This window comes from Maribacter luteus, assembly GCF_009674825.1.
GTDB classification, from domain to species: Bacteria; Bacteroidota; Bacteroidia; order Flavobacteriales; family Flavobacteriaceae; genus Maribacter_A; species Maribacter_A luteus.
Genome location: NZ_WKJH01000006.1, coordinates 200,072 through 217,843, shown reverse-complemented (window position 1 = coordinate 217,843; position 17,772 = coordinate 200,072). Strand labels below are relative to the sequence as shown.

The following is a 17,772-nucleotide window of genomic DNA, read 5'->3' as shown; positions in this document are numbered from 1 at the left end:
GGTTCGGTAATGGTTTAGCTATATCCATTCAAAAAAAATTGCAAAAGACTTACGAAACCCAACAATGAATGCCTTGATTAAGACCTAAGGCATTAACATGTCAGTATGCCAATACACAAAATGCCATTGGGCTTACTGTTCCAAGTCTTTATCTTATTTTCAATTTGGGAAGAAATGCCCACTTTCAAAACCAAGGGTTATACTACCCCTGAATTGGTTAAGGAAGAGATTACTTTTCTTAGCTAATGATATTATGAGAATGTTAATTGTGAACATTGCCCTTATATGAATCAAAAGACACCGAAATTGGGTAATCCTCGAAGAACTCACTAAGTTTTTTGTTTCTTTTTCTTTGCTGCTGGAAACAGAACATTGTTCAAAATAAGCCTATAACCAGGAGATGTTGGATGCAGTTCCAGTTCTGTTTTTGGGTCCCCTACCCTATGCTGGTAATCTTCAGGATCATGACCGCCGTAAAAGGTAAAGAACCCCTTTCCTTTTATACCATGTATGTAACGTGCCTCTCCATTTATCTTATTCTCTCCCAAAATAAGTACCGTTGGTTTTATCTGTTTACGGGCAAATGCAGTGGTCTGACCCATGAAACCCTTGACCAACGCTGTATGGTTCTGACATAACATTGTAGGTACAGGATCCCACTTAGCGGAAAAATCCATCAATGAAAAATAATCGGACTCCTTTGGCACTTCACCTCTTTTAGTGGTCATGTCTATCGAAGAAAATTCATACCGTAAAGGGTTCCGTTCCAAGGTGAAATCAGTAAAGGCAAAGGTTTTTCCATAATCCAATTTACTTTGATAATTGGCATCCGAAGGGTCATTATCGAACATAGGTTCGCAAATATCAACCCCATCGGCGGCCAAGGCTATATCAAAACTATCAGTAGCCGAGCACATGGCGAACATAAAACCACCGCCAATAACATAATTCCTGATTTTCAAGGCTACATCCCTTTTTTCCTCAGAGACCTTTTCATAGCCCAACTTATGGGCCAAGGCTTCAGCCTCCTCCTTTCCTTTAATATACCATGGAGTTGCCCTATACGCCCCATAAAATTTTCCGTACTGACCTGTAAAATCCTCATGATGAAGGTGCAACCAATCGTATAAAACCAACTTATCGCCCAACACTTCCTCATCATAAACCGTTACATAAGGAATTTCGGCATAAGTAAGCACCATGGTCACGGCATCGTCCCAAGGTTGATTGGTCTTTGGGGAATACACGGCAATTTTGGGTGCTTTTTCAAGTATTACCGCTTCTTGATTTTGTGAAGGACTACTGATATCATCCAAGATTCCTTGGGCTTGCCCGTCTGAAAGAATTTCAAACGAAACCCCACGAATCTGACATTCCCTACGGATATTTTCCCCATCGGGAAGCAAGAAAGAGCCTCCCCTATAATTTAATAGCCATTGAACTTTTTGCTGTTTTGAGAGTACCCAATAAGTAATTCCGTAGGCCTTCAGATGATTTTCTTGGCTATCGGCATCCATAGGTATAAGAATGGATGAAGCGTAAATACTTAAAGAAAAAAAGGAGAATAAAAGAAAAAAGAAAGATTTACGCATTAAAATAGAACTTGGGTTACCTTCCCAAAGTTACAGGAAAAATGAATATGGATCATGTAAGAAAAGGTTAAACCCCTTGTGCCTTTTATATTTACCTAACCAATAAAGAATTTTGACCTTGCTTGACTAGAACGGGACATCACTGTCATCCGAACCTAGATGATCATTCATTGAGCTACCAAAAGCTTCATTTGCGTTCGGTAGGTTTTTGGTAACGAAAGGATTTTCATCATCCGCATTCATTTTGGATTGAAACTCGAAAGGAGAATCAAAATCGTCCAGGTTATCGAACTTACCTTGATTACCGATAAATTTCAACCTAATGTTCTCAAGTCCACCATTTCTGTGTTTTGCAACGATAAATTCGGCCTGACCTTGTGTTGGCGTGCGCTCTTCATCATCCCACTCATCTATTTTATAATACTCGGGCCTATAGATAAAAGAAACGATATCGGCATCCTGCTCAATCGCCCCGGACTCCCTTAAATCTGATAGTATAGGTCTTTTACTTCCTCCACGGGTCTCCACCGCCCTGGATAACTGGGACAATGCAATAACAGGAACATTCAGTTCTTTCGCAAGGGCCTTTAAGTTTCTCGATATGGTCGAAATCTCCTGTTCACGGTTCCCTCCTTTTTGACTACCACCTGCAGTCATTAATTGCAAATAATCGATCATGATCATTTTAATACCGTGCTGCGATGCCAAACGTCTCGCTTTTGCCCGAAGATCAAAGATTGATAAGGATGGTGTATCATCAATGAACAAGGGGGCCTTTTCCAAAGTTTTAACTTTTACGTTCAATTGTTCCCATTCGTGTTTTTCGAGCTTACCCGTACGTAACTTTTCCGAAGACAAACCGGTTTCCGATGATATTAACCTGGTAATCAACTGTACCGATGACATTTCAAGAGAAAAGAAAGCTACCGGAATTTCAGAATTAACAGCAATATTACGGGCCATTGACAATGTAAGGGCCGTTTTACCCATACCTGGACGGGCCGCGACAATGATCAAGTCACTAGGCTGCCAACCCGATGTTAGCTTATCGAGTTTATCAAAACCCGATGGTATACCACTAAGCCCTTCTTTATTTGAAATTTCCTCAATCCTTTTCTTAGCTTGGATAACCAGATTCTGTGCTGTTTCCGCAGATCGTTTTAGGTTACCTTGGGTAACATCGTATAATTTGGATTCGGCTTCATCCAAAAGATCAAAAACATCGGTACCTTCATCATAGGCCTCCTCAATGATCTCGTTGGATATTTTAATCAGGCTTCGTTGAATATACTTCTGTAATATAATCCTGGCATGAAACTCAATATGTGCCGAAGAAGCGACTTTTTGGGTAAGTTTTATAAGATAAAAATCCCCTCCTGCGGATTCCAACTTTCCATCTTTCTTCAATTGGGATGAAACGGTTAATAAATCCACCGGTTCAGAGGTTTCAAACAACTTAAAGATAGCCTCATAGATAAAACGATGGGCATCTTTATAAAAAACATCAGGGTGTAATATATCGATTACCTCGTCTACACCTTTCTTGTCAATCATCATAGCACCAAGCACAACTTCCTCTAAATCAACAGCTTGAGGAGGTATTTTACCTCTTTCAAGATTAATGATCGTAGACTTGTCTATCTTATGGCCAATAAGTGGCTTGGGTTTTTCCATGGATACGAAAATATGTAATTAACCTTAAGTTAACATGAGTTTTAGGCGTAACTATTTCAACGGTTCATTAACAATTTACCTGTTGATAAGTTACAAAATCTGTTGATAACAGAAAAAAGAATTGAATTGAAAAGGGTTAGACGGACCTACCTTGATTAAAACCAAGGATTAGCCATTGAAAACCCCCATATTGGCATATTTATCCATTCGCAATTCCACCAATTTTTTTGGTGATAACTTTTCCAATTCCTCAAAATGGGTGATTATTTTATTTTTTACGACCTCAAAAGTTTTCTCACGATTACTATGGGCCCCACCAACGGGTTCCCTTACGATTTCATCGATTAATTTCAACTTTTTCATATCGGGTGCGGTAAGCTTCAAGGCTTCCGCTGCTTGTTCTTTAAATTCCCAGCTTCTCCAAAGGATCGAGGAGCAGGATTCCGGTGAAATTACCGAATACCAAGTATTTTCCAACATCAATACACGATCACCTACTCCAATACCCAACGCGCCTCCCGAGGCACCTTCGCCAATGATAATGACGATAATAGGAACTTTTAATCGTGTCATCTCCAAGATATTCCTTGCAATGGCCTCTCCTTGCCCCCTTTCTTCAGCTTCTATACCGGGATAAGCACCAGGTGTGTCTACAAAACAGACAACGGGCACACCGAATTTCTCGGCAGATTTCATTAAACGCAAAGCTTTTCTATACCCTTCTGGGTTGGCCATACCGAAATTTCGATATTGGCGTGTTTTTGTATTATATCCTTTCTGTTGACCAATGAACATAAAACTTTGATCACCTATTTTTCCAAGTCCACCGATCATGGCTTTATCGTCCTTCACGGTACGATCCCCATGAAGTTCCAAAAAGGTATCGCCACAAATCGCATTGATATAATCCAAAGTATATGGCCTATTCGGGTGCCTGGATAGCTGAACCCGTTGCCAAGCGGTAAGGTTCTTATAAATATCCTTACGCATGGCAATCAATTTCTTTTCGATCTGCTTGCAGGTTTCGCTTACATCAACATCACTCTCTTCCCCGATGATCATACATTTATCCAGTTGATCCTCTAATTCTTTTATGGGAAGTTCAAAATCCAAATATTCCATGGGTCGTGTAGGTTTTGTTAGTTTGCATGCAAATATAAAATAATCTAAGGGAACCTTATCCCTTCCTAATTTTTTTTACGTTCAATTGTTTCAACACCCCATTAGCCACAACAGTGAGAATTATAATGAATGCGCCCATGTAGAAGACGGGATTCATTTTCTCATCGTCACCTAAGATCAAAAAGGCAAGGATAATACCGTAAACAGGCTCTAGATTCACCGTTAAAACTACGGTATAAGGGGTTATATGGCGCATAATCTTTACCGAGGCGATATATGCATAGGCTGTGCATATTGATGCCAGTATTCCAATAAAAATCCAATCATTTATAGAGAGTGAAAAGAACTCTTGGGTAAAACTTCCTCGAAAAGCCATAAAGACCGTCAGAAATAATACGCCACATCCCAATTCATAAAATGAAATGACCGAAGGTTTTTGCGATTTGACCAACTTTCCATTTATCAATGTAAAAATGACCGATAAGAAAGCCGATATCAAAGCAAGGACAATTCCATATAGATAATCGGTTTCAACCTGAAAGATCAAATATAATCCTACAATTACAATCAAACCGAATGCAATCTCATAGGGAACGATTTTTCTCCCGTACCAAATAGGCTCAAGAATCGCTGTGAAGAAAGCGGCAGTAGACATCGTTGCCAAAGTCACCGAAACATTGGAAACCTTAATGGCCTTGAAAAAAGTGACCCAATGTAAGGCAATTGTAATTCCTCCGACAATCATCCAAATCATCGCTTTTTTTGAAACCTTAAGTGGCAACTTCTTAAAACGGATATAAAGAAAAATAAGAAGAGATGCTATACCCATACGGTACCAAACCAATGGAAGCGCATCTATTGTGATCAACTTACCGAGAACCGCTGTAAAGCCCCAGATAAATACGATCAAATGTAGATGTAAGTAATCTTTTAATTTATCGTTTGGCATGTTGCAGAAGGTAAAAAGCTAAAATACCAAAAACAATATTAGGAATAATCACCGCTAATAAGGGTGAAAAACCAGCCTGTTCGGCCAAGGTTCCGAAGACTTTGTCAAAGAAGATATATATAAAGGCCACACCTATACCAAATGCCAAATTAATACCCATACCACCTCGCCTTTTTACCGATGATACGGCAACCGCAATGATCGTAAGAATAAATGCCGTCAAGGGTAAAGCCCATCTCCTATATTTTACCAACACATAACTGTTAATGTTCGAGGCCCCTTTTCTTCGTTGATCTTTTATAAACTTATTGAGTTCGTAAAGGTTTTTGGTCTCTGCAATATAGGAAACCGGGGTAAGGTCAGATATTTTAAAAGCGAAAAGAGTGTCCAACCTATTTTTAGTCTCGATAATGGCCGAATCCCCTACCATTTTTCGCTTTGTATATTTGATCAAACGGTACATACTGTCTTTTTCGACCCAACGAATACTATTGGCCGATATCTTAAAATTCAAAGTATTATCGTCGTTGAAACGTTCAAAGGTGAATTTATTGGCATTTTGCCTGGCCGGGTCAAAACTACTTACATAAAGGAAGTCATTCTCATTCAATTGATTGAAAATGTTACTGGTAATCCTATCTTTCTTTCCTTTTTTCAGATATTTATACTTGAATTCATTATACCCTTTACTGGCATTCGGCACAATGAACATCGCCATAACCAGCATGGTGGCGGCAATAATAGAAGCGCCTATGAGATAGGGTCTTAGAAAGCGGCCGTAGGAAACCCCAGAACTTAAAATAGCCACGATTTCTGTATTACTCGCTAATTTCGAGGTAAAGAAAATAATGGACAAGAACAGAAATATGGGAAAAAGCAGACTCCCGATATAAATGGTAAAATTGAGATAGTATATGACAATTTCATTGGTAGGGGCATCATTATCGATCATTTTACCGATCTGTTCCGCAAGGTTGGCCATGATACCGATAGGCACAAAGAGCAACAACATCACTGCAAAAGTGACCAAATACCGCTTTAATATGTACTTATCTATAATACTCAATACTATAATCTTTTATCCATCTGCTTTACCATGACATTTTTCCATGTGGTAAAATCCCCTGCTAAAATATGCTTTCTTGCCTCACGTACCAACCAAAGGTAAAATCCTAGATTATGGATCGTCGCGATTTGCTTGCCCAAATATTCATTGGCCGCGAACAAATGCCTTAAATAAGCCTTTGAATACTCCCTATCTACAAATGTAGTTCCCATTTCGTCAATAGGGGAAAAATCATCTTCCCATTTTTTATTCTTGATATTGATCGTGCCATGGGCCGTAAACAACATACCGTTTCTGGCATTACGCGTAGGCATTACACAGTCGAACATATCGATCCCGAGTGCTATATTCTCCAATATATTGATCGGGGTACCTACACCCATCAGGTATCTGGGCTTGTCTTCTGGCAGGATATCACAGACCACTTCGGTCATGGCGTACATTTCCTCTGCCGGTTCCCCTACCGAGAGTCCGCCTATCGCATTCCCCTCTGCTCCTGCATTCGCTATATATTCAGCAGATTGTATTCGAAGATCTTTATACGTTGAGCCTTGAACTATGGGAAAAAAGGATTGGGTATAATCGTATGCATAAGGTGTTTTCTCTAAATGGGCTATACAACGATCCAACCAACGATGTGTCATGTGCATGGATCGTTTGGCATAGTTATAATCACAAGGATAGGGTGTACATTCATCAAAGGCCATGATGATATCGGCCCCGATAACCCGTTGGATCTCCATTACATTTTCCGGTGTGAACATATGCATGGAACCATCAATGTGTGATTTGAACTTGACCCCTTCTTCTTTGATCTTTCGATTTGCGGATAAGGAGTAGACTTGATAACCACCACTATCGGTCAAAATATTCCGATCCCAACCCATAAATTTATGCAAGCCACCGGCCTGTTGAAGAATCTGGGTTTTAGGACGCAGGAACAAATGATAGGTATTCCCTAAAATGATATCGGGATCAATCTCTTCCTTTAACTCTTTTTGATGTACTCCTTTGACCGAGGCTACCGTACCAACCGGCATAAAAATAGGGGTTTCGATAACCCCATGATCCGTAACCATCTTACCTGCACGGGCCTTGCTCTGAATGTCTGTATGTTCTAATGTAAATTGCACCTTGTTATTTAAAGTGGCAAATATAATCATCTGCCCATCATAAAGTCCTTAACGAAAAAATAAAGTTGCCTAATTTTATAATACGATCTAAGAGAACGGCCGTACAATACAAAATGGCAGCACTACTTGTAGCCTAGGTCTTTTAAGATAATCTTTGGGTCACTTTATGAGTCAGCCTTTTTCAATTTACCAAAATCTTTTACCCCATATAAGCACAAATATTCAATAATGATATGGAATACTGTAACAATAAAGGAAAATCGTTGTCGTTCTTTTTGTAATACGTGATCATTAAAAATGGCGTTGTATAAGATGCCAAATATAACCCTGAATCCTATTCAGAAAAAACAAACACATTATGAGAAAAACGATTTTATTAGCAATTTTTGCCTTGGCAAGTTTTACTTCTTTTGCCCAAATAGGCCCTGGTTTTGGTATTAAAGCCGGATTGAATTATAGTGCCAATGGCGATTATTTCAATTCTGCCGAAAATGCATATGAAGATCCTAGTAGAAATATGGGCTACCATATCGGAATTTTCGGAAAAATAGGAAATCGCTTGTACGTACGACCCGAATTGGTCTATACCAAAACAAAATCAGATTATGATGGTGATAAATTCGATATGAGCAAGTTGGACCTTCCAGTATTGGTAGGGGCAAAAGTAATTGGCCCATTACATATTTTTGCAGGCCCTGCATTTCAGTATATATTGGATACTGAATTTGAAGGAATAACCACTGAGGATGTTGAAAATGACTTTACGGTTGGTTTTAATTTCGGAGCAGGTGTAAACTTGGGAAAATTTGGAATCGATTTACGATATGAAAGAGGTTTCAACAGTAATGAAGTAAATTTCATTAGTACAAACATAACCGACCTGGAACCTAATAGGGTTGATACCAGGCCCGATCAAATCATAGTTAGTTTATCCCTTAACCTATAAAGGAGAAGAACATTCCACAAAAAAATCCCCGATGGTCGACCATCGGGGATTTTTTTTTTGTATTGAGTTAAAAACTTTCTAATTGTCAGGATCCAGGTAATCCGGCGTACCGTCATTATCGGTATCTGGATACGGGATAATGATATTCCCATCGTCATCGGAGATTTCTGTTTTTGTGGCTATACCATCCCCATCATCATCCTGATCAAAATAATCTGGAAAACCGTCTTCATCGGTATCATCATTACCAATATCCAAATCCCCATTTATATCTTCCTGAATCGTTGGTATCCCGTCTTGATCGTGATCGGATTCTTCTACCCTAAGAACATTGATCTTAAAAATAATAGGCGCATAGGATTCACCCACCGTACTACTTGAAAAATAGGCCAATCCTGAAGGAATGAACAACAGTCCTACTCCAGAACCCTCAACTTCAAAAGTACCATCTTCATTTTCAACAACGTCCCCTCCGGAATTGAACAATGACAATCCGTTTTTAAATCCGGTAACGGTGTTAACCAAATCCAACCAAACGGGTCCTCCGGTTTTGCTGTCAAAAACACTTCCATCCAAAAGGGAACCTTCGTAATTCAAATACAACGAATCAACGACCGTTGGAGAAACACCAACACCTTCCCTAGCAGTCAAATAATATAAGGTGTGCTCAACATCTTCTTCCTCAGTACTAAGGTTGAAATCATCGGAGTCTACATTGACCTTGATTGATTCCACTTGATCGATCAAAGGAATCTTATCCGCATTATCACCTGCTATCGTATCCAGTCTTATCGTATAATCGAAACCTTCCGATTTTGCGGCAAAATCCTCATAATTGTAGAAATGAGTCTCTAAATATTCCCTGATCTCAGCATCATTTTCTATAGACACTTCACTCAAAGAACTAGTTTCAACCACTATAACCTCATCCTCATCATCATCTTTTTTACATGACCATGCAAGAAATACCATTAAAAGTATTAAAATACTGTTTTTCATTTTCTCCAATTAGCAATTTAAGGTCGCAAGATACAATTTTATGTATTTTTGCAGAGTTCCTTAACAAAGAATTTTATTAGACTATGCGTATTGACAAATACTTATGGCATACCCGATATTTCAAGACCAGGAATATTGCCTCCACTGCCTGCAAAAAGGGGCAGGTTAAAGTAAATGGACAGGCGGTAAAACCTTCTAGGGAGGTTTACCCTACCGATGAGGTCATTGTACGCAAGAATCAAATAAACCTACAATTCACCGTTTTGGATATACCCTCGAGCAGGGTCGGCGCCAAATTAGTGGATATCTACAGAAAGGACACCACCCCTAAAGAAGCCTTTGAAAATGAAGAGCTATTAAAATACTCAAAAGCATATTACAGAAAAAAAGGAACGGGTAGGCCCACCAAAAAAGACCGTAGGGAAATCGATGATTATCTGGATGATGAATCTGAATAAAGCATATTGGGATAAAAAATATGACCAGAACAAACTGGTTTGGGACCTTGGTCATATCTCACCCCCACTTAAAGCTTACATTGATCAATTGACCGACAAAAACACTAATATCCTCATTCCCGGGGCGGGAAACGGTTATGAGGTAGAATATCTATTCAAGGCCGGTTATACCAATCTACAGGTTGTCGACATCTCTGCCCATCCCCTGAACAACATAAAAACCAGAATACCTGATTTTCCCGAAGACCAATTGATACATTCAGATTTTTTCGAGTTAAAAGACATGGAATTCGACCTAATCCTTGAACAGACCTTCTTTTGTTCCTTGCCCCCTGAACAGCGAACCGACTATGCCAAGAAAATGTATGACCTGTTAGCTAAAGACGGAAGATTGGTCGGATTACTTTTTGACCGTTCATTCATAGATGGCCCTCCGTTTGGAGGAGGCGAGGCAGAGTACAGAAACATCTTTGAAGGTGTTTTTAAAATTAAGACTTTAGAAACGGCATTTAATTCGATTAAACCCAGAAAAGGTAAAGAACTGTTCTTTATCTTTGAAAAGTAAATTCAGGACCATGCAGAACAAAATATTATCACATCAAAAAATACAGCATAAAGTACGACGCATCGCTTATCAAATATACGAGGCCAATGTTTCTGAAAAAGAAATCATTATAGCGGGCATAGAAGGTGGCGGATTAAAATTCGCGAAGAAAATACAACATGTACTTCGCAGTATTACCGAGGCTGAAATTACACTCTGCAAGGTTTCGATGAACAAAAAAAATCCGTTGGAAGGTGAAGTCAAAACATCCATAGACCAAAAAGACTATAAGGACAAGTCCGTTGTATTAGTCGATGATGTACTCAATTCAGGTACAACCTTGATCTATGGCGTGTACCATTTCCTGAAAAGCCCCTTAAAGCAATTAAAGACGGCTGTATTGGTTGACCGTAACCACAAAAAATATCCGGTCAAAGCTGATTATAAGGGTATATCCTTATCAACCTCATTACAGGAACATGTTCATGTTCAGTTTAAAGCAAAGGACGATATGGTCTATTTAGACTAAGAGTTGCTCTATCTCGTTAACTATCGCGGCTATACTTTTACCATCACTTAAGATAGAATGGTATGCCTTTGAATAGAAGAAACTGCGCTCAAAAAGATGTTTCCCAATAAATTCAGGCAATTCCTCGTCCGGAATATTCGCGATCAAGGGCCTATGGGCCTTTCCTGGGGCTAATCTTTTCAAAAGCCCTTCAATAGTAAGTTTCAAGTAAAAAACATTGGGAGAAGCCTCGATAATCGCTTGCATATTATTCCCATAACACGGAGTACCCCCTCCTGTTGAAAGTATAAAGTTATCGGTACTATTTAAAATCTGTTTTAGATATTCAAATTCTTTTTTCCTGAAAAAAATTTCGCCCTTACTTTTAAATAGTTCGGATATACACATACCTTCCTTTTCCTCAATATAAGCATCCAAGTCTATAAACTTAACATTCAACTGTTTGGAAAGGGTCTTGCCTATTGTTGACTTCCCGCTCCCCATGTATCCGACCAAAACTATCTTCACGATTTTTAACTATTTTAAGTTGTATCAATTGCTATTGATTTCAAAGAAAACTAAAATTTATTTAAAATAGGCTTGTTAAATAAACAAATGATCTTATATTTGCAGCCGCTAACGAGGAAACTTAGTAAGCATTTTAAAACATTTTGACCTGGTAGCTCAGTTGGTAGAGCATCTCCCTTTTAAGGAGAGGGTCCTGGGTTCGAGCCCCAGCCAGGTCACTTAAAAAGCCTCAACAATTAAGTTGAGGCTTTTTATTTGTTCTTAAGTTCCCCTTTTGGTTTTTCCTTATCCCCAGATATAACAAGAATTCTCCAAGGCATAAGTCATAGCTCGCCAAAACCAGGCGTGATTTTTTAATCGCACTACGACCTAGTTACCTGAAATCCGGTACTGGATAAATCTATATCTACAAAACGTGCACGGTCATTCAGAGGGTTTTCATTGAGCAATTTCCTGATAATCCCTGCCGCATTAGGGTCTTTTGCGATAATATACAAATACCCACCACCACCGGCACCGGGCAACTTGTATGCAGAAGCATAATCTTTTATAATATCAATAAGTTTATCTATCTCTGGAGGGTTTATACCTCTATCCAATTTCTTTTTTTGTTCCCAAGTTAGGGCCACACAATCGCTGAAATCTTCAAAATTCGCACTTTGCAGAATCTTAAACGTTTCGAAAGCATGCTCTTTTATATCCTTAAGGATTTTGGTGTTCCTTGATTCATTCAAGAACATCCCTGTAACAATTTCAGAAAGTATATTCTTAGCGGTTCGTGTTATCCCTGTATAATAAAGTAGCATACGGGCTTTATTCTCAGGCTTGGAAAATATAAACTCCGGGGCCCAACTGATATTCGGTGTCTGATTACCTCCTTTTTGGGTTTCTATAAGTTTAATACCTGGCAAAATACCCCCGAATTGATCTTGCCAACCACCTCCTGTTGTCAACAATTGCTCTAAAACCAAAGTTCGTTGGTTCAGATCGTTCTGATCCCATTTCAATCCACAGAAATCAGATAAAGCCCCTAACACTGTAGCCGATAATATAGAACTAGTACCAAGCCCAGAACCCTTGGGAATAGCTGCGAGCATGGTAATCTCAATACCGGAACCGAACGCCTTTAAATGTTCTTCAAGATCTTTAAATGAACTTTTATCATTAAAGCCAGATAAAAACAAGGCGGCTTTTGGTATGGAAAATGCAGAACCTACCTGCTTGAAACCTGAAATTTCCTCGTATGTGGATATATCCTCACGAACGCCAATATCAATGGAACGTAAAATAACCTTATATTCTTTCGATGGTTTAATGTACACTTGCAATGGAGGCTGACCATTTAAATTAATGGCCATATTTACGACAGCTCCACCATAGGCAATGCTATACGGCGGGGTATCCGTCCAGCCACCAGCAATATCTATCCTCACAGGACTTCTTCCCCAGACAATTTGATCATGAAAAATATTCAGCTGGGGTTCTGGTTGTTCATAGCCTAAACTGTCTACAATAATATCCCCTAATAAATCGAAGGCCTTTTGCTCTTCGATCGTATTGTCCTGATTTAAATATTTTTTGATTTTTGCCTGAAACATGAACTCCTGCATTTGCTGAAACGTATTGTCAAATGAAAGATTGGGCTTTAAATCTATTTTATTCTGCGCTACATGTTGGGCTATATAATTTAAGTCGGACTGATAGAAAACGCTTTTCGTATAATTACTATGAAGCTGAACAATATTCTTGTTCCTGAAAAGTTCGCGTTGATCATACAAGCGACTTAATGAGGCCCTTTTAGATATATCATTGGCCGATAATCGCTCACAAGAAAGCCATAGTGACAAAAGCTCCTTGTTTTTACTGGGGTTTATCATCCAAGTAAGTAATTCTCCAAATGATCCATTCAGTTTTAAAACCGGGAAAATTGCCGCCGCTTGCAAATCTGTATCTTCAGGAAAATCCAAATCAGGGAATGCAACACCACGATGCAAAAGCCAATTAGCAAAACTTTCTCCCATCCAAACGGTAGAGTCTACATTCAATGGCCCCCTGAAAGCGTCGAAAAAACCATAAGGCCGTATACAATAAGAATCACCATCAATTGGTACAATATCCAAGCATACACCAGTAGACAGCTTTAATTCCCAATTGTTTTCAGGAACCCCTGTAATAATATGTTCAGATTGCAATTCCCAATTTTCACCTATATACGAATTCTCGATCCACAAATTTCTCTGGTCCGGTCTCAACTTAATTTTTATATCCGCATTTTGAACGAACATAGATGAATGTGGTTTATCATCTTTATGTAATATTGACCGTTGGTCTATTATCCTATTTTGTATGGAAAGGGTTGAAGAAATCAGCTCCCTACTGGTTCCAAAATGGTAAAACTCCCCCTTTGGCAACGGCAGTATCGAAATTTTCAAATCATTGATTTCTGGATTCTTCCCTTCGGTATGGCTACCCATGTTAAGCCCAAAATCACTGTATAAATCATAAAAACTCAAGTTTTCCGGCGTCAACAACCGCCCGTTTTTCCCTAAGGAATATCCCGAATGTTTCAAAAGCACATTTACGGCCTTATCACTTAACACCCAAATACCGATATCCATTAGAAACAATTGATCTTGCGATAAATTTTTCAAAATTTTGGGCGAAGGTTTCTGGAGCATGTACAACAGTTCCTCAGAAGCATTTTTATTACAGACGAAAACTCCGTGATTCGTTGCCAATTCCGCATTGGCCCATAGGCCGTAACACACAATATCAACATCTGGCAATTCTTTTATGTTCTTATCCGATTGGATATAGACATCCCCACTGGCAATAAGGGTATTTAAACTCTTGGGGGATTTTTGTAGTATTTTTTCATACAGTGGTATTTGAAGATCTAATAGGTTTTGATTTATTTTTTGCCCTCTCTCCCACCTAAAAACGGGTATTGGCGTTAAAATTTTCCCCGACGGTGCATAGGCCGGCAAACGTCTACTTTGCCCACCGGCATGCATGATGATGCGTTTCTCTTGTTTTAACCATTCATTAAAGTCGGTTTCGGAGTTTTTCCACATCTCTTTTAAAAGCCATGCCGTGCCCCCGCCAGAACCTACATGACTGCCTTCAGGGTCAGATGCACAAAACCAAGATTCTTTGTCTTTGTCCTCTATTTGGTGAAAATAATTTACAAGGTTTTGAGGTAATGATAATAGTTTTTTCATGGTTTTGGTCAGAAAATATAAACGTTTGGTTTAAACAAAGTAAAGCTGTTATTGATTAATGAAAATTCAAAAATTTTACCCATGTTCCTTTTGTGCATTCTTAGGTCGATATAAAAATAATCTTTGGGCATGTCCACATCAACTTAAGGTTAATGCATTGAACACCCAAAATACTTAGTTCCCGAAGTTATATATTGGGATCGATATTCACAAGCGATATTGACCATACCATCCACTTCTAGAATTTTCGAAAAAAGAACGGATAATAAAAACGCATAAATAGACCATATGTTTTACTCCAAAATAATTATATCTGGGGATTCCGATAAAAACAGTCAATTGTTTTATAAATGTACTTTTTAATTGCTAATAATGGTTAAGCTATGATTCTGTTGTGGACATTCCCAAAGATAAATGCCTTAAATTAATTAAACAGCATCATGGATGCTACCCTACTTAAACACCTAAGTTAATTATCCTTTATTTAAACTATTAGGTACGCTGGCCAGAAACTATTGATAAAGTACATACCTAGGTGGCTTGACCCCATTTAACCTCATATAAAAAAGCATTTGACCCCGATGATGGGTTATATGACCGGCCAGTAACAACAAAACCTGTCTTTTGGTTCTGGTTAATCCAAAATAGTCTAGGTGTCATCAAGTTTATCCACATCGTAGTCCATGATAAACCTTATTGTCTCCTCGAATGTTCTTTCAATTGATGAAATCATTTCCTTTTCAGACTTTTCCCCACCTTTAAGTTCGGTAAAGGCATCCCAATCTCTGGCCGCTAGGCCTCCCAATAAGGATTTACTATGCCAATCCTTCGCCCACCCAATATGCATTAAATTCTCAGTGAAACTCATTGATTCAGGTGTTACCCTATATTCGTAGTTGTCCTCTGGTATCGATTCTGCCACCAGAAGAAAATACTTTTTTTAAATTTTCCAGACGATCCAGATACTCTTCAATTAAAACATCTTGTTGGGCAAATATTGATAACGGTACCAGAGCGAACAGTATCGGCAGGGCTAAAATCATATTCAGTTTCATAATCCTTTGTTGGCTTTAAATTCTGTTTCGGTTCGCAGAGTAAGTGTCCTTTCCCAGCCCCTATTTGAACTTTAGAGAGCCGGACCAAGACTTTTCTCGGGATACGTTATAGGCAACCGGTTAATTCAGTTGACAATGTATGGCAATATATATTTTTCTAAGATCAATTCAGGTTGTTGCGTTTTTCCGTTTCTATAATTTCCAGATGTTATGACAACGACCATTTCCAATTTGGGAAGCACAAAAATATATTGTCCACCAGCACCTCTTGCCTCCTTTGATTTTATTGAAGTTCCATTATATTGATATGTATAATGCCACCATAAATATCCGCATTCATTTTTATCGTTGGTATTTTCTAAAACACGGTAATTTTTAAATGAATCCTGTATCCAATTTTCTGACAAAATTTGCTTTCCAAACAACTTTCCTTTATTAAGATATAATTCTCCGAATTTCATCATATCCCTTGGTGTCAAATACATTCCGCCTCCGAAATAAGGTCGACCTGTCATATCGGTTTGAACAATGTAATTTGAAATTCCCAATTTTTGAAATAAGTTTTTGTCCATAAACAACTCCAAAGGTTCTGCAACAATGGAGTCTATTGCAACTCCAAGAAGATATGGGTTTGCTGAACCGTAATTGCCGTGTTTGTTGGGTTCATTGATCATTGGCGCCTGTAAAATAGTTTTTGTCCAGTCTCGGGTAGGTTGGTAATTATCCTCTGACGCCAAAGATTTTCGTTTAATCCCAAAATCGACAGCATCCAAGCCCGAACTCATCGTTAACTGGCTTTTTATGTCTATTTTACTTTTTAAGCTGTCTTTGTTGATTTGGTATTCTTCAGGTAAAAACTCAAAAATGGATTGGTCAACATTCTGAAATAATGATTTGTCTTTTGCCATACCAACTATAGCGGACGAAATACTTTTTGATGCTGAACGCATATCGTGGGGAATTTGCGGATTGTAGCCGCCAAAATAGTTTTCATATAAAATACTGCCTTTTTTAGAAATTAAAACAGCATGCGTATTAGGTAGGGAATCTTTTAAAATGAGTGATTCCATTTCCGTAAGTTGAAGATTTCCGTTATTTATATTTGTTGTAAATCCACCTATTTGCCAATCGCTTGTAGATTTTTTTAAGTCCGTCTGCATAACCAAACCATCCCCTAAATAAATTCCTAATTGAATTTTTTGGGATAATAGTTTTCCTTTAAACTTCAATCCTGTTTTGAAATCGACAAAAGAAATACTGTCATTTTTCTTTTGGAAATTAGCACACCACGTCCCAGTAAAACGATCATCACCAAAAATTGGATAAGCTTCATAATTATTACCCGAGCCATTTTCAACGCTCAAATAGAAATTAAGTGATTTTAACCCATCGACCATAAGAAGGTTCCAAACCCCTATAAAAGTACCGTTCCCAGATTGAGTGAGTTTTATATGATAAAGAAGCATACCTGACTTGATAAACCCGTTAATTTCTTTACCATTTTCAGATAAGGCACCTTTAAAAGAATGATTTTCGGCAAAAGGTATTTCCAATATTGGAGTGCTTTTTGAACCAAAAGAATAATCAATTATACTTTTGTTGTTGAAAATTTCAAAGCTTGCATTTTCAAACCCTAAATTTCTGATTTCCACCTTAAGATTGAATAATTTGGAATTTTCCATTTCTCCTTCCCAACCACTTGTATATTCTGCCATATCTTGGGCATTGGTTGAAAATGAAAAAAGAATGGTAAGCAACGATATCAAGTTTTTGATTCTTATTTTTTGATTGATGATTTACTTTACAAGACGTGAAGTCCCATTTTTTGTTACAGTTTCGGCCTAGATTGTGACTGATCTTTCGGCTATGGGTAATTGGGTTGTTGCGTACTTAACCTGATGCGTACTTGCAATGAAGTATATACGGCTTAGGTTTGATTCCCTTTAAATTGATGGTATAGGCAGCAAGAAGGATTTA

The 17,772-nt window shown here is 38.3% G+C and carries 16 protein-coding genes, 1 tRNA gene and 1 pseudogene; 6 read left to right on the top strand and 12 right to left on the bottom strand.

The window, feature by feature from the left end:
- The first annotated feature begins 105 nt into the window (after nucleotides 1-105).
- Nucleotides 106-246: a hypothetical protein gene (locus GJ691_RS10360; protein ID WP_154366573.1), complete on the top strand. Its 141-nt coding sequence runs from the start codon at nucleotides 106-108 to the stop codon at nucleotides 244-246.
- A gap of 83 nt (nucleotides 247-329) precedes the next feature.
- Here GJ691_RS10360 and GJ691_RS10355 read toward each other — a convergent pair whose 3' ends face one another.
- The 6 genes from GJ691_RS10355 to tgt all read right to left on the bottom strand — a co-directional run bounded on the left by GJ691_RS10355 (nucleotide 330) and on the right by tgt (nucleotide 7,566).
- The gene (locus GJ691_RS10355; protein WP_154366571.1) at nucleotides 330-1,592 is read right to left on the bottom strand and encodes an asparagine synthetase B; all 1,263 of its coding nucleotides are present in this window, start codon (nucleotides 1,590-1,592) and stop codon (nucleotides 330-332) included.
- A 126-nt stretch (nucleotides 1,593-1,718) separates the two neighbouring features.
- On the bottom strand, nucleotides 1,719-3,266 hold the full coding sequence (gene dnaB / locus GJ691_RS10350; protein WP_154366568.1) for a replicative DNA helicase: 1,548 nt from the start codon (nucleotides 3,264-3,266) through the stop codon (nucleotides 1,719-1,721).
- A gap of 168 nt (nucleotides 3,267-3,434) precedes the next feature.
- Nucleotides 3,435-4,388: an acetyl-CoA carboxylase carboxyltransferase subunit alpha gene (locus GJ691_RS10345; RefSeq protein WP_154366566.1), complete on the bottom strand. Its 954-nt coding sequence runs from the start codon at nucleotides 4,386-4,388 to the stop codon at nucleotides 3,435-3,437.
- Between the two features lie 55 nt (nucleotides 4,389-4,443).
- Entirely contained in the window at nucleotides 4,444-5,337 is an 894-nt protein-coding gene (locus tag GJ691_RS10340) for a DMT family transporter (RefSeq protein WP_154366564.1), read from the bottom strand.
- The gene (locus GJ691_RS10335; RefSeq protein ID WP_154366562.1) at nucleotides 5,324-6,403 is read right to left on the bottom strand and encodes an LptF/LptG family permease; all 1,080 of its coding nucleotides are present in this window, start codon (nucleotides 6,401-6,403) and stop codon (nucleotides 5,324-5,326) included. Before GJ691_RS10335 ends, GJ691_RS10340 begins: the two co-directional genes overlap by 14 nt.
- Before the next feature lie 2 nt (nucleotides 6,404-6,405).
- Nucleotides 6,406-7,566 carry a tRNA guanosine(34) transglycosylase Tgt gene (gene tgt, locus GJ691_RS10330; protein ID WP_154366560.1) on the bottom strand — a complete coding sequence of 387 codons (1,161 nt, stop codon included), beginning with the start codon at nucleotides 7,564-7,566 and terminating at the stop codon, nucleotides 6,406-6,408.
- Between the two features lie 328 nt (nucleotides 7,567-7,894).
- Between tgt and GJ691_RS10325 the strand changes: the two genes are divergently transcribed.
- The gene (locus GJ691_RS10325; protein ID WP_154366558.1) at nucleotides 7,895-8,482 is read left to right on the top strand and encodes an outer membrane beta-barrel protein; all 588 of its coding nucleotides are present in this window, start codon (nucleotides 7,895-7,897) and stop codon (nucleotides 8,480-8,482) included.
- A gap of 78 nt (nucleotides 8,483-8,560) precedes the next feature.
- On the opposite strand, the gene GJ691_RS10320 is transcribed toward GJ691_RS10325, so the two are convergent.
- Complete coding sequence (locus GJ691_RS10320; protein ID WP_154366556.1) at nucleotides 8,561-9,481, bottom strand: FKBP-type peptidyl-prolyl cis-trans isomerase; 921 nt, start codon at nucleotides 9,479-9,481, stop codon at nucleotides 8,561-8,563.
- An 83-nt stretch (nucleotides 9,482-9,564) separates the two neighbouring features.
- Between GJ691_RS10320 and GJ691_RS10315 the strand changes: the two genes are divergently transcribed.
- The 3 genes from GJ691_RS10315 to GJ691_RS10305 are packed head-to-tail and all read left to right on the top strand — an operon-like array spanning nucleotide 9,565 to nucleotide 11,012.
- Nucleotides 9,565-9,939 carry an RNA-binding S4 domain-containing protein gene (locus GJ691_RS10315; protein ID WP_154366554.1) on the top strand — a complete coding sequence of 125 codons (375 nt, stop codon included), beginning with the start codon at nucleotides 9,565-9,567 and terminating at the stop codon, nucleotides 9,937-9,939.
- Entirely contained in the window at nucleotides 9,923-10,504 is a 582-nt protein-coding gene (locus GJ691_RS10310) for a methyltransferase domain-containing protein (protein WP_317664353.1), read from the top strand. Before GJ691_RS10315 ends, GJ691_RS10310 begins: the two co-directional genes overlap by 17 nt.
- Nucleotides 10,505-10,514: 10 nt before the next feature.
- The gene (locus GJ691_RS10305) at nucleotides 10,515-11,012 is read left to right on the top strand and encodes a phosphoribosyltransferase family protein (protein WP_154366552.1); all 498 of its coding nucleotides are present in this window, start codon (nucleotides 10,515-10,517) and stop codon (nucleotides 11,010-11,012) included.
- Here GJ691_RS10305 and GJ691_RS10300 read toward each other — a convergent pair.
- A complete protein-coding gene (locus tag GJ691_RS10300; RefSeq protein ID WP_282054142.1) occupies nucleotides 11,004-11,519 on the bottom strand; it encodes a shikimate kinase in 516 nt (171 codons plus the stop codon). The genes GJ691_RS10305 and GJ691_RS10300 overlap by 9 nt on opposite strands.
- Before the next feature lie 145 nt (nucleotides 11,520-11,664).
- Between GJ691_RS10300 and GJ691_RS10295 the strand changes: the two genes are divergently transcribed.
- A tRNA-Lys gene (locus GJ691_RS10295) sits at nucleotides 11,665-11,737 on the top strand.
- 144 nt (nucleotides 11,738-11,881) lie between these two features.
- Here GJ691_RS10295 and GJ691_RS10290 read toward each other — a convergent pair.
- The 4 genes and pseudogenes from GJ691_RS10290 to GJ691_RS10280 all read right to left on the bottom strand — a co-directional run bounded on the left by GJ691_RS10290 (nucleotide 11,882) and on the right by GJ691_RS10280 (nucleotide 17,552).
- The gene (locus GJ691_RS10290; RefSeq protein ID WP_154366550.1) at nucleotides 11,882-14,740 is read right to left on the bottom strand and encodes a bifunctional fucokinase/fucose-1-phosphate guanylyltransferase; all 2,859 of its coding nucleotides are present in this window, start codon (nucleotides 14,738-14,740) and stop codon (nucleotides 11,882-11,884) included.
- A gap of 512 nt (nucleotides 14,741-15,252) precedes the next feature.
- A pseudogene (locus GJ691_RS19705) lies at nucleotides 15,253-15,366 on the bottom strand (DinB family protein); the annotation flags it as partial.
- A 23-nt stretch (nucleotides 15,367-15,389) separates the two neighbouring features.
- Nucleotides 15,390-15,662, bottom strand: coding sequence for a hypothetical protein (locus GJ691_RS19700; protein WP_246200159.1), 273 nt, complete (start codon nucleotides 15,660-15,662; stop codon nucleotides 15,390-15,392).
- 258 nt (nucleotides 15,663-15,920) lie between these two features.
- Entirely contained in the window at nucleotides 15,921-17,552 is a 1,632-nt protein-coding gene (locus GJ691_RS10280) for a serine hydrolase domain-containing protein (RefSeq protein ID WP_179955085.1), read from the bottom strand.
- Between the last annotated feature and the right edge of the window lie 220 nt (nucleotides 17,553-17,772).